Origin of the sequence: Pseudomonas sp. GXZC (assembly GCF_026967615.1) — a bacterium.
Taxonomy (GTDB): Bacteria; Pseudomonadota; Gammaproteobacteria; order Pseudomonadales; family Pseudomonadaceae; genus Aquipseudomonas; species Aquipseudomonas azotoformans_A.
In genome coordinates, this window is the sequence record NZ_CP114115.1 from 3,972,124 (window position 1) to 3,984,630 (window position 12,507).

The 12,507-nt window shown below is 58.1% G+C and carries 9 protein-coding genes; 7 read left to right on the forward strand and 2 right to left on the reverse strand.

All coding sequences use genetic code 11. From position 1 onward, the window contains the following. Positions 1-22 precede the first annotated feature (22 nt). Complete coding sequence (locus OZ428_RS18465) at positions 23-1,024, reverse strand: 4-hydroxyproline epimerase (protein ID WP_269130817.1); 1,002 nt, start codon at positions 1,022-1,024, stop codon at positions 23-25. A gap of 21 nt (positions 1,025-1,045) precedes the next feature. Then, a complete protein-coding gene (locus tag OZ428_RS18470) occupies positions 1,046-2,290 on the reverse strand; it encodes an NAD(P)/FAD-dependent oxidoreductase (RefSeq protein ID WP_269130818.1) in 1,245 nt (414 codons plus the stop codon). Between the two features lie 372 nt (positions 2,291-2,662). Between OZ428_RS18470 and OZ428_RS18475 the strand changes: the two genes are divergently transcribed. The 7 genes from OZ428_RS18475 (at position 2,663) to OZ428_RS18505 (ending at position 12,500) form a co-directional block, all read left to right on the forward strand. Then, positions 2,663-3,493: a transporter substrate-binding domain-containing protein gene (locus tag OZ428_RS18475; RefSeq protein WP_177077046.1), complete on the forward strand. Its 831-nt coding sequence runs from the start codon at positions 2,663-2,665 to the stop codon at positions 3,491-3,493. 51 nt (positions 3,494-3,544) lie between these two features. Continuing rightward, the gene (locus OZ428_RS18480; RefSeq protein WP_269130819.1) at positions 3,545-4,207 is read left to right on the forward strand and encodes an amino acid ABC transporter permease; all 663 of its coding nucleotides are present in this window, start codon (positions 3,545-3,547) and stop codon (positions 4,205-4,207) included. A gap of 5 nt (positions 4,208-4,212) precedes the next feature. Then, positions 4,213-4,872, forward strand: a complete 660-nt coding sequence (locus OZ428_RS18485) for an amino acid ABC transporter permease (protein ID WP_269130820.1) — start codon at positions 4,213-4,215, stop codon at positions 4,870-4,872. Next, positions 4,865-5,590 carry an amino acid ABC transporter ATP-binding protein gene (locus tag OZ428_RS18490; protein ID WP_269130821.1) on the forward strand — a complete coding sequence of 242 codons (726 nt, stop codon included), beginning with the start codon at positions 4,865-4,867 and terminating at the stop codon, positions 5,588-5,590. Before OZ428_RS18485 ends, OZ428_RS18490 begins: the two co-directional genes overlap by 8 nt. A 110-nt stretch (positions 5,591-5,700) precedes the next feature. Then, positions 5,701-7,515 carry a serine hydrolase domain-containing protein gene (locus OZ428_RS18495; protein ID WP_269130822.1) on the forward strand — a complete coding sequence of 605 codons (1,815 nt, stop codon included), beginning with the start codon at positions 5,701-5,703 and terminating at the stop codon, positions 7,513-7,515. A gap of 17 nt (positions 7,516-7,532) precedes the next feature. Then, positions 7,533-8,324 (forward strand): MipA/OmpV family protein, encoded by a 792-nt coding sequence (locus tag OZ428_RS18500; RefSeq protein ID WP_269130823.1) that lies wholly within the window; start codon positions 7,533-7,535, stop codon positions 8,322-8,324. Positions 8,325-8,447: 123 nt separating this feature from the next. Then, a complete protein-coding gene (locus tag OZ428_RS18505; RefSeq protein WP_269130824.1) occupies positions 8,448-12,500 on the forward strand; it encodes a hypothetical protein in 4,053 nt (1,350 codons plus the stop codon). Positions 12,501-12,507: the final 7 nt, after the last annotated feature.

The following is a 12,507-nucleotide window of genomic DNA, read 5'->3' on the forward strand; positions in this document are numbered from 1 at the left end:
GAGGGCGCCCGCCGCCATCGGTTCAACCCAGCTGGAATCCATGCGCCAGTGGGTCGCGGTCATCCACAAAGAGCGTGTTGTGACCGGTTACCTGGGCCCAGCCCGCAACGCTCGGCATGATGCCTGGAAACGTGCCGACCTCAGTGGCCGACTCGACCCGGCAATCAAACATCGTGCCGATGATGCTCTCGTGGACAAACTCATCACCCACCTTCAAGCGGTTTCGCGCAACCAGTTGCGCCATGCGCGCTGAGGAGCCAGTACCGCAGGGCGAACGATCAATGGCCTTGTCGCCATAGAACACCGCATTGCGCGCGTGGGCGCGGGGGTTCCTGGGCTTGTCGCACCACATCACATGGCTGACGCCCTGAATACGACTGTCCAGCGGGTGTACCGGCGCCAGCAGCGCCTGCGCCGCTTGCCGCACCATGGGGCTCAATCGGACTATCTCACTGACTGCCATGGAATCCAGCCCGGCCCAAGCGGCCTGCGGCTCGATGATGACGTAGAAGTTGCCACCATACGCCAGGTCGATATTCAGTTTGCCGAGGGTGGGCACATCAAGTTCCACATCGGCTGCGTGAAGGTAACTGGCAACGTTGTAGAGGCGCACCTGCTCCACCGCCGCGCCCGTCCTGACGTAGTCGATTGCGACGCGCCCCGCCGGCGCCTCGATGGCAAGCGTGCCTTCGACCTTCGGCACCACCAGGCCGGCTTCCAGCGCGGCCGTGACCGTACCGATGGTGCCGTGGCCGCACATGGGCAGGCAACCGCTGACCTCGATGAACAATACGCCGATGTCGCAATCCTCACGGGACGACGGATACAGAATGCTGCCCGACATGACGTCATGGCCACGGGGTTCGAACATCAAGGCTTGCCGGACCCAATCATGGTCACGCTGGAAGATCTGACGCTTTTCAGCCATTGGAACAGCGGGCAGCAATGGCCCTCCACCAACCACGACGCGCACTGGATTGCCGCACGTGTGCGCATCGATGCAAAAGAACGTATGACGAGACATAGGAACTCCCTTTTGAACGCGTTAGTTGAAACGGCTGATTGCATAGGGCGCAAGATCGACCAGAGGCGGTTTGCCCAGGGCAATATCGCTGACCAGACGGCCAGTGGTGGCCGCCTGGGTCAGGCCGAGATGACCATGGCCAAAGGCGTAGATCACGCCAGGATGGCGCGGTGACGCACCGATCACCGGCAGGCTGTCAGGGGTCGCCGGGCGATGCCCGGCCCAACAGGTACCGCCCTCGGTGCGAAGGCCGGGAAGATAGCGCTCGGCTAGCCTGGCCAAAGCCTGGGAGCGCTTGAAATTCGCGGGCGCATGCAGCCCACCGAACTCGGCGGCGCCACCGATCCTCAAGCCACAGCTCAACGGCGTGGCGACGAAATGGCGCTCCGCGAAGATAACTTCTCTGGATAAAACCACGCCTGGGTCGGGAATGGTGGTGTTGTAGCCGCGCTCGCTTTCCAGCAAGACCTTGTCCCCAAGGCTTCGGGCCAGCAGGCCGGACCACGCGCCAGCGGCGACCACGACCTTATCGGCCGGCAACCAGCGGCCATCGCCAAGCCCCACCGACACGGCGCCGCCCTCAAGGCCTGGCCGGATACCGCAGACCTCGCCAACCTGGATGCAGAGACCTCTGGCCAACAATGACTGACGCAATTTATCGACCAGGGTCTTGGGGTCCCTGACGTGTGACCACTGCGGCGTGAACACCCCGCGTGTGATCGATTGACTCAATGCAGGCTCGATTTCACGTGCTTCGTTGCCGGTCAACGTGCGCACCTCAATACCGCAGGACCGCTTGAGGCCCCACTGCATTGCATCTTCGTCGAACGCCGCTTCTTGCTCGTAAACCGTCAGGGCGCCGAGCTGCTGCAATTCTTCGCGAAGATCATGTTCAGCGAGCAACGGCAGCAGGTCGTCATAGACCCGAGTGTTAAGTGCCGCCAATGCCGCCGTGATGCGCTTGAACTCCGAGGGTCTGCCGGCACGGGAGAACCGTAGCAGCCATGGTATCAGCCTGGGCGCGTGCGCCGGACGTATCGCCAAGGGCCCCAGTGGGTCCGCCAGCCAGCCGGGCACTTTCCACAACACGCCCGGTACCGAGGCTGGAATCACTTCCGTGACCGCGATGCCCCCGGCATTGCCGAACGATGCCTTGTCACCTTCAGGGTCGCGGTCGACCACCGTCACGCAGACGCCCTCCCTCAGCAGATGGTGCGCCGTTGCCAACCCCACGATACCGGCGCCAATGACGATTATGTGCCCCATGAATCACACCCTTCTGATATGGAAAAAATGCACCTTTTTGCAGGCAGCCATGCTTGACCTGATCAGCCGAACTGATGGACATGTAGATTGGATACATTAAACATAGCCTGTCAACCACCCCGGTCGCTTTGGCCAAACCCTGACACACTTCATAGTCAGCAACATCTTCTTTAGAATCTATAACCCATTGTTTTTAAATATTTAACTTCCATATTCATACCTATTCCTTGAGCCATGGTACAAAAAACGCCCTCCCCACCTCTTTTTCTACGAATAAACATTTGGTAGATTTTTCGCCAGATGTAGATTGGATACAACTAACGCAAAGCCACACCCCTAAAAAATACAATGCCAATCAGATCGGGGATCCCCATGAACATTGCACGTCACGCAAGCGCTTCACTGCTGCTCGCCCTCGCGACAACCACTTCCATGGTCTCAGCGGCTACCAGCTCCACCCTGGACCAGGTCATTTCTTCGAAAACCCTACGATGCGGTGTGCAGCTCGACTATCCGCCAGCCGGCTTTCGCAATCAGGCCAATGAGCCGGAGGGATACGACGTTCAATACTGCAAGGACATGGCCAAGGCTCTTGGGGCAAACGCCGTGATTGTCGAAACGCCTTCCTCCGAGCGCATTCCCGCGCTGGTCTCCAATCGCATCGACGTGCTGATCGCTTCCGCCTCGATCTCACCCCAGCGCGCCATGAGCGTGAGTTTTTCCCAGCCCTACGTGAACTACACCAACGTCGTGCTCACGCGCAAAGACGCCAACATCGAACGTTTCGAGGACCTCAAAGGCCGCAACATCGGCGGCGTCACGGGCACCACGACCGAGCAGGAGCTGCAGGCTCTGCGCAAGGGCTGGGGTGACCCGAACGGCAGCTACACGGGGTTCGGCAGTGAGGCCGAGGGCTACCTGGCACTGGCCCAGGGCAAGATAGACGGCGTGATCATCGGGAATGCGTCGGCAGCCGCGCTGGTTCAGAGCGGACAATTTCCCACGCTCGCGATCAAAGGCGTTGCGCCGACACCTCCCGACCTGTGCGGCATCGCTGTGAGAAAGTCGGACGAGCAAATGCTTAATTGGGTGAAGACATTCGTCTGGACCCAGGTCAAGAACGGTCGCTACCAGGCGCTGTATGCGCAGTACTTCGGTGATGGCGAGGCGCCTTCGCTGACGGTCGCCGGCGTGGACTACTAACCCTACCTTTCGAGCGACCGACCTCGGCCGCTTCTGCCTGGAGCCTGCGCTATGTTCGGGTACACGTTTTACTGGTCGATGGTCTGGGAAAAGCTCCCCGAGCTGATCGAAGGGGCAAAAACGACACTGGTTCTCACCGTGCTCTCAATGATCATCGGCACGCTGCTCGCCCTTGCGCTGACCCTGTTGCGCCAACAAGAAAAAGGCCTGGGATACACCCTCGCCACGTCCTGGATCGAAGTCGCCCGCAACACACCGGCGCTGTTTCAGGTGTACATGATCTATTTTGGCCTGGGCGCACTGGGGCTGCATTTCTCCAGCTACCTGGCGATGTTGCTGGCCCTGTCGTTCAACAATGCCGGCTACCTTGCCGAGATTTTTCGCGGAGGGTTGCAGGCTATTCCACGGCAACAACACCGGGCCGCAAGATCCTTGGGCATTTCATCATTCGCCGCCTACACCCACGTGGTCTTTCCACAGCTGTTCAGGATTGTCTATTTTCCCTACGTCAACCAGCTCAATTGGGCGCTGCTCAACAGCTCGCTGGGCATGATCATCGGCCTGCGCGAACTCACGGGCGCCACCCAAGCCGCCCAGTCAGAGTCCTTCAGGACGTTCGAGTTTTTCATCGTCGCCGCCATGATCTATTTCGTCATGTCCAAGCTGATCGAGGGCGGCGCCCGATTCACTTTCTGGCGCATGTCCAAGGGGTAGTCACCATGCAATTCCAACTGGCCTACACGGGCTTGCACTGGGGCGATATTCCCTTTGTGCTCACCGGCATCTGGCACACCCTGTTACTGACCCTGCTGGCCACCGTTCTAGGTACCCTGCTCGGCGTGTTGGTGGGCTGCCTTCGCCAGGAATCGGTTTTCGCCCGACTCACACTGGGGCCCTTCGTCAACGTCATCCGCAGCATCCCGCTGATCATCCAGTTCATCCTGGTCAACAGTCTGTTTGCCATGGCCGGCTTCGGGATGAGCCCATTGCTCATCGGTGTCGTCGTCCTCAGTCTTTACATGGGCATGTTGACCTCGGAACTGGTGCGCTCGGGTTTGCAATCCGTGCGCCCGCAACTGAAAAAAGCCAGCCGTTCACTCGGGCTGAGCTACTGGCAGGAGCTGCGGTATATATCCGCCCCGCTTGCCTTGCGCACGCTGCTCCCCGGCTGGATCGGCACGGTGATTGGCCTCACAAAAGACACGGCCCTGGTGAGCGTGGTGGGCTACATCGAGTTGCTGCGGGTCTCACAGATCCTGATCAACCGCTCAAACGAGGCCCTCCTGGTGCTCGCGGGCGCAGGGTTCTTCTACTTTGCGATCTGCTACCCGATTTCCCGCTACAGCCGCCATCTTGAAAAGGTAATGCACCATGATTGATATCAAGGATGTCCGCAAAAGCTTCGGCGCTGTCGAAGTCATCAAGGGCGTCAACCTGACGATCCAGAAGCGTGAAGTGTTGTGCCTGATCGGCGCCAGCGGCTCGGGGAAGTCAACCTTGCTGCAGTGCATCAATGGCCTGGAGCCGATTCAAGGAGGCCACATCCTGGTCGACGGTACGGATGTGCACGCCAAGGGAACCGACTTGAACAAGTTGCGCCAGAAACTCGGCATCGTGTTCCAGCAATACAACGCCTTCCCCCATCTCACCGCGCTGGAAAACGTCGCGCTGGCACCGCGCCTGGTCAAGAAGATCCCCAAGGCCCAGGCCCTGCAACTGGCCCACGAGCACCTGACGTTCGTCGGCCTCGGCAATCGCGCAGACATGCGCCCGGCAAGCCTGTCCGGAGGCCAGCAACAACGCTTGGCGATTGCCCGTGCCCTGGCCATGCAGCCCGACTACATGCTGTTCGACGAGATCACCTCCGCCCTTGACCCTGAGCTAGTGGGAGAAGTACTCGACACCATTCGCAAGCTCAAGGACTCCGGCATGACCCTCATCATGGTGACCCACGACATTGCCTTCGCCCGTGAGTCCGCGGACCGGATTGCGTTCTTCGATAACGGGTTGATCTGTGAAGTGGGCGACGCCCGCCAAGTCATCAATGAGCCTCGGGAGGACAGGACCCGGCAGTTCCTCCAACGTGTACTGCACTGACAGCAAGCACCGTTAACAGTCTTTGACAGTTTATCGACAAAGCTGTCAAAGACCGTCGGGCATCGCAGCCCTAGCATTCGAGCCTCCAAACCACCTGCTGGGTGCTCGTCATGCTTCGCACATTGCGCGGTCTTCCGTTGCTCGGTTGCCTGTTGGGCAGTATCGGCTGCCACGGGCAGTCACCTGCCCCGCCGTCGATTCCGAAGGGCGACTACAGCGCGATCATCCGTTACCTGCAAACCCGGATCCCGCGGGACATGGCCCAGGACAACATTCCGGGCCTGTCGATTGCGCTGGTCAACGGCCAGGAGTTGATCTGGGCTCGCGGGTTCGGCATGGCCGACAAAGCCAAGGGCTTGCCGGTGACGCCAAACACCGCCTTTCGGGCCGGGGCAATCTCCAAGCTGCTCACCGCCAGCGCAGCCCTGCAACTGGTTGAACAACAGCGACTGGCGCTGGACGCACCGATCCAGCAAACCCTGCGCGAGTTCTATGTGCGCTCGCGCTTCCACGTCGACCAACAGGCCGCAGACCGCGACATCACCTTGCGTCGCCTGCTCAGCCATCAGTCCGGCTTGCCCAGTGAACACCTGCGTGACCTGCGCAACAGCTACGCCATGGGGCAGATGCCGATGCGCCTGTCCGGCGTCTGGCTGAGCACCCCACCCGGCACGCAAGTGGCCTACTCCAACCTGGGTTATGCGCTGGTGGGTGCGGCCATCGAGCGCAGCAGCGGCAAGGAGTTTGAAGCCCAGTTGCAACACAGCCTGCTCAAACCGCTGGAGATGGACCGTGCGAGCTTTGTCGGGACCGCCGCGCAAATCGGCTATCGCGCCCAGGGCTACCAGGAAGGCGTCGCCAGCACCGATGCGCAACTGCGTGACATCGCCGCCGGCGGCTTGTGGGCCAGCCCCAGGGACCTCAGCCATTACGTGCAGATGCTATTTGCCGAAGGCCTCTACAAGGGTAATCGGGTGATGGCCAGCCGCTCCATCGATGAAATGTTCACCCAGCAAAACACCGGCAATGCCCTGGACTTCGATTGCCAGATCGGCCTGGCGTGGTTTCTGGCCCCTTGCGGTGACGAGCCGATCGGCCCAGGGGTGCGCACCTACCAGCACAGTGGGGGTGGCGATGATTTCGCCGCACAGTTGACCCTGCTGCCGGACCATCAATTGGCCGTAATCATCATGGCCAACGACAGCAATGCCGAAGACCTGGTCGCCACACTGGCCACGGACGCCTTGCGCCTGATGCTTCAGGCGCAAACCGGCGAACAGGTATGCAGCGATGACTGCCAGGCACCCCGTCATGGGCTCAAGCTGCGTCAGGTGCCGGCCGCCATCGACCGCCAGCGCCTGGCCGGGTTCTACGCCACCGCCTGGGGCGTGTTCCGCATCAAAGATGATAACCAGAGGCTGCGCGGCGAACTCGCCGGCTTCAACTTCGAACTGTTGCGTGACGATCAAGGCTGGCTGCGCGCCCAGAAGAAACTCTTCGGTTTCTGGCTCAAGGACCTCGGCGAACTGGGCCAGGTACAACTCGACGTCATCACCGTACAAGGCCGACAAATGCTCACGGCGCGCAGCCATGGCCAGCGCATCCCCATCGGCGAACGCATCGACCCGCCGCCACTGCCCTTGGCCTGGGCCGACACCGTCGGCACCTACCAAGTACTCAACACCCATGAACCCGATGCGCCATTGAGCGGCATCAGCGTGCGACTCGAAGAAGGCTTCCTGGTGATTCGCGGCCAACTGCACGACGAACCGCTGACCGACTACATCCTGCTGCCGGTGGACAACGCCCATGCCGTACTCGCCGGCAACGGTTATGGCCTGGGTGACACCGTCAGCCGCCAGATCAATGGCCTGAGCGCTTCGGGCTACTCCTTCAAACGTACCCATCCACCCTTGAGTTTCTAACCGACATGAAAACCCTGATGAACCCAAAAAATCTGTGCCTGTCCCTGACCTCACTGTGTTTGCTCGCGAGCGCCAACAGCGTACTGGCTGAGGACTGGACCTACAGCCTCAAGGCCGGCGTAGCCAACCTGCCCCGCTACAGCGGCAGCGACGAACGCATGACCGCCCCGGTATTCGGCGGCGCCATCGTCAGCCCCTGGGGGATTTTCCTCGACACCGACAAGGGCCTGGGCTGGGGCTACGAAGGCAATGCCTTGAGCTTCAGTGCTTATGTCGGCGCCAGTGGATCACGCAAAGACAAAAACGAATCCATGCACCTGGGCTCCAAACGCCTGAAAGGCATGGGCGAAATCAAGTCACGCCCGCAGCTGGGTGTGAGTGCCAGCTACAATCTGGGCGGCATGATTGTCGGCGCCACGCTGGAACATGCCCTCAAGGAAGATGACCACAAGGACAGCGGCAAAGCATTCACCCACCTGGAACTGAGCCTGGGCACCACCCTGTATGAAGGTCGTTTCGGCTCCGTCGACGCCAGCCTCAGCAGCCATTTTGGTGACCGTGACTACTTGCAGACCTGGTACGGCGTGACCACCGACCAAGCGGCCCGCAGCCGTTTCAAAGCCTACAAGGCGGGTGCGGGCAATATCAGCAATGGCCTGAACCTGGTGTGGAGCCTGCCGATCAGCGAGCACACCCAGTTTTCGACCTTGCTGGATGTGCAGTACTTGGCGGATGAAGCGGGGAAAAGTCCGATTGTGGAGCGGCGGCTGCAAACATCGGTGATGGGCGTGCTGGAATACAGCTTCTGACTGTACGGATCACCGAGAGGTATTTGTTTACACATCGGTCATGAACCGCTCCCAGAGGTTGGACACAAAAAGTAGTCAGGTTCCTTCCCTGCTGCCTTGTTGCCAACCCTTGAGAATGTCCAAATGACCGTGCCAGCATTGTCTCGCCCTCTACAAGCGTCGTCCCTCAGCTCAAATGAGCACGAGCGCACTGAATCTCCTGCGTCGACCCAACCGCAAACCGAGCCATCAGCGCTTGAAAAACTGATCGCTGAGACACCCAGGTTCAAGGCCGATGCAGCACTCAAAAATCTCTACGACAATGCCTTGTCTAGCGCAGCGAACACGCCACCCCTTTTTACCCGTGCTATCACGGGCATTGAGCCGATCCCCAGCGACTGTACATTTGGACAATGGCGCCAGCACCTCGACACCTTGGTGGCAAGTGACGACTTCAAACAATGGGCTGACGACAATCGTATTGATTTGACCAAGCCCGTGCGAATCTTCCCTTCTCGGAACTCCCGGCCAGGCTTTATCAGTGCCACCCTGAAACCCACTCCCTCGGCGCCCGCCAACATCAGCGCGTCGCTGCCACGTACATTCGGTGCCGGCTTTGGTGATGGACTATCGCTGCCAGCCTCCTGGTCGCTGATCATGCAAGCCGCTAACACCCTGAGCAGCGGCAGGACGTCAGTCAGCGTGACCCCGGCAAGTCAATCGTCACCCGATGTGCACGCCACACGTTCTGCACACATTGAGGAGCTGGCTGCCTTTTACGGAGAAACCATTCCCGATACCCAGAGTGCACTGCAACAAAGGGCAACCGAATTAAAACAGGCTGGCGCGTTCCCGCACCTCGATACACCTGCAATGCCCGACACATTTGAAATGCGTGGGGAGGTGGCGCTCGAGAATCAACGATATGAAAGGGGCGACATTCAAAACATAACCCTTTTATCCAAGAGTCTTGACGCTGCCTTGCTATCGCTCGGCGCAGACGCTGCAACCTCCTACACGGACCCGACCTTTTTGGGCGTACGCCCCACTCCGGAACAAACCGTTCGCCAGGAGAAGGCCTCGATTGCGGCAACGCTGGAAAATACAGAGCTAAAGATCGACCCTGCCTCTTGGTACTTTCAGGACCAGCAACTGACACCTGAATCAAAGGTAACGCTCAAGCAGTTCATCGTTGACAACGGCTGGTTTGTACCTCAGACAAAAGACGATATAAGTAACTTGATTCAATCCCTGAGGCGAGGGCCATTACCCGCACTCCCCAACGGCAACCTCACTGGCGCCATGGGCTGGCAGGCACCGCTTGATCAACCAGAAAAAAGACAGCTCTACAGCAACGTCCGCTATAACAACCTCAACCTGCCAGGGCTTGACGCTCAGACACTGTTGGAGATTCGAGGCGGGGCATTTACCTACCTGACTAAACACCGCCACTGGACCCGTTCTGAGCTGACTGATCCGCGCAACGTCATTGCGGATATTCTCGACTCGCCCAAAGCCCTTGCCCTGGAAAATGCCCTGCAAAAAAAGATGGGCGCAATTGAAAGTCCCAGCAGCCGAGACTGGGTCATGGGTGCGATGGTGGCCGGGCTGGATTCCGATAACACCTTGATGCCCCCCAAACGCAATCAGACAGCCCAGTTCAATCTGGCTGATGAACGCTTCTACGGCAAACCGTTGAGTGACATCAAGCAAGGCCTGATTGACCATCTGACAGAAAGTCACCGCTGCACACAAGAGATGGCACCTGTCGGGGCCCACCTCTTGCTGTCAAGCGCAGCACCCGAACTGTTGGTCAAAGACGTTCCCGCTGAACTGACCTATGGCTCTCCGGCCTGGTTCCTACTGAAGACAACGGTGGCGATGATCGAAGCCAAGAGCCCCGGGAGCAGTTCTTCGTTGAGTTTCCCCGAGGTGCTCAAGTACGCGGCGATCGACCCAGTTTCGGAAGAAGACGCTGCACTGCTGAGTGAAGCCAAGCGCGAAACGCTAATCGACTGGGCATTGGTGCACGGCATTTTACCGGCCTCGCCTGATGCAACTTACTCGCCAGAACAGCTCAACAAGGCACAGGAAACGTTTGCCAGCGTCATGGAATCACTGAGAAAGGTCTCCAACGACTTGACCGCCCCGCTTCCAATGCAGAAAGACATGGCACTGGCGGTACTCAGCGAGCATTTCACCAATGTGTCGTTTGAGCGCGCGATTTTATCGAACCCGAGTATCCGACAAAAAAACGCCCTGGACAGCGGCCCCATGCACGTCACCTTGGGGCCCTATTCGTTGCTGGATGTTTACATTAACAACCCTGAAGAAAGCGGATGGAGGTCGCGTGAAAACAACCCAGTAATGGGAAGTGCGCCGGACTACCTCGGCCAGTTGCCGGACATCAATAACCTGCACCGAATCGCAATAGCCAATTACAAGCAAGGCAGAGAAGAGGGTCTTGTCAATCGGACCAAACACCTGATTGCACAACTTCCCCTTGAGGATCGCAAACAGCTGGAATACGGAGAGCTCGTCCCTTACTTCGAAGGAACGGTTATTAAACACACCAGTTATGTACCAGGCGCCACGCTCAATCATGATCGCAAGACACCCGAACAGGCCCAGGACAGGCGTTCACTCATCATCAAGTCGACACACGGCGCCAACGTAAAATTCTACGAAATCAGCCCACAGCAAAACTATATTAAACATCGCGAAGACTTAGGCGCCGACTTCAAGCCGGGCCCACAAGGCCAATGGATCAAAGAGGATCCAGGTGTTCTGGGCGGCGAGAGGTATTCAAACACTGCAATTGAAGCGTTCAGCCTGGAGGAAAAAGACAAAAGCAAATTAATGGCTACACAGCCACCCCACCCCACTAACCCAGCTTCGTATACCAGCGACCGCAGCCAATTTCTCGGTGAGTTATTGTCCAGGCACACCCTTGGCCCTGCGAGCCTCGAAGAACTGGTTGCCGCTGCGCGCCACATCACTCAATTCGACAAGGAAGACGATGAGTTCGAGAAAAACCAGGAACTGTTGCTGGGCTCCATTCCCTTCGTCTCGCTTGCCAGAAATGCAATCAAGGGAGACTGGCTGGCAGTGGCTTCGGAACTTATATTTGACGGCGTCATGTATGCGACAACAGCTGGATTTGGCAAGGCTGCGAGATCGGTAAAACCACTGGGAAGCGTTGCAAACAGTGTAGGGAAACCTGTGGGAAAAAAACTGTTTGAACAGGTGGCGGCCTCAACCTCCGAGAGCGTGTTAAACCGCTTGAATACGCTTCGACCGGGGCGAACCGGCTCGTACAATTTTCCCAAGACGGCCCGCCGTCCAGATATTGCAGAGGGCACTTACAAGAAAGGCCTAACCGAGATATCGACTCCGGCAGGAGTCGATGCAAAAACGGGAAAATACTTTGCAGTGGACCCGGTAAACCAACGGTTATACGGAAAGCCACTCGATAACTTCAAACCTCAGGTTTCTAATTGGGTCGACGATACATTGCCGGGACTACCCAGCACGTCCAACGCAACCAAACGCACCGCACTGGACATTGGGTTAGGGCGTGACAACGTCATTCAAATGGGTGGGCCCATGCGGGACTTAAAGTTGATTGACGAGGAAATTCATACATTTGCCGATACTTACAAAGGCACCAACCGACTCAACATTGTTGCACATGGCATCGAACGGAGCTGGACTGACAAACTGAAAGGAAACGGTACAAAAGTGTACATCGACGGCACGCTATATGACGCGCCTGACCTGGTTAACTTATTAAAAGGCAAAGGTGTGGACCCCTCCAGCTTCGATAACGTACGCCTTCTGGTTTGCCACTCAGGAGAAGGCAGGAGCAATGCATTCGCACGCCTTTTCCAAAAAGAAATCAAAAAGCCAGTCAAGGCGTTTGAGGGAACAGTATCAATAGCGCACGGATCAACAGAAATGACCCATAGGCGTAACATCGTGCGAAACGAAATCCAAAAAACCTACCCGCAAGCAACTCAGTCAAATGTCAATCAAGCCGCCGACATATTGGTACAGGACAAATTTATAGGAAAGATCACCCAGCACGTAGAGAAACTGCACGGTAAGAAAATTCTTATAAATATCGCTCCCCCCGACTCGCCGGCACACTACCAACGCACAACCATCAGCTACCGACCGCGTCACTTCAATCGATAATCCGAGG

Excerpts from the sequence above, each read along its gene's own strand:
- OZ428_RS18465 (WP_269130817.1), bottom strand. The coding sequence starts at position 1,024 with ATGTCTCGTCATACGTTCTTTTGCATCGATGCGCACACGTGCGGCAAT.
- OZ428_RS18470 (WP_269130818.1), bottom strand. The coding sequence starts at position 2,290 with ATGGGGCACATAATCGTCATTGGCGCCGGTATCGTGGGGTTGGCAACG.
- OZ428_RS18475 (WP_177077046.1), top strand. The coding sequence starts at position 2,663 with ATGAACATTGCACGTCACGCAAGCGCTTCACTGCTGCTCGCCCTCGCG.
- OZ428_RS18480 (WP_269130819.1), top strand. The coding sequence starts at position 3,545 with ATGTTCGGGTACACGTTTTACTGGTCGATGGTCTGGGAAAAGCTCCCC.
- OZ428_RS18485 (WP_269130820.1), top strand. The coding sequence starts at position 4,213 with ATGCAATTCCAACTGGCCTACACGGGCTTGCACTGGGGCGATATTCCC.
- OZ428_RS18490 (WP_269130821.1), top strand. The coding sequence starts at position 4,865 with ATGATTGATATCAAGGATGTCCGCAAAAGCTTCGGCGCTGTCGAAGTC.
- OZ428_RS18495 (WP_269130822.1), top strand. The coding sequence starts at position 5,701 with ATGCTTCGCACATTGCGCGGTCTTCCGTTGCTCGGTTGCCTGTTGGGC.
- OZ428_RS18500 (WP_269130823.1), top strand. The coding sequence starts at position 7,533 with ATGAACCCAAAAAATCTGTGCCTGTCCCTGACCTCACTGTGTTTGCTC.
- OZ428_RS18505 (WP_269130824.1), top strand. The coding sequence starts at position 8,448 with ATGACCGTGCCAGCATTGTCTCGCCCTCTACAAGCGTCGTCCCTCAGC.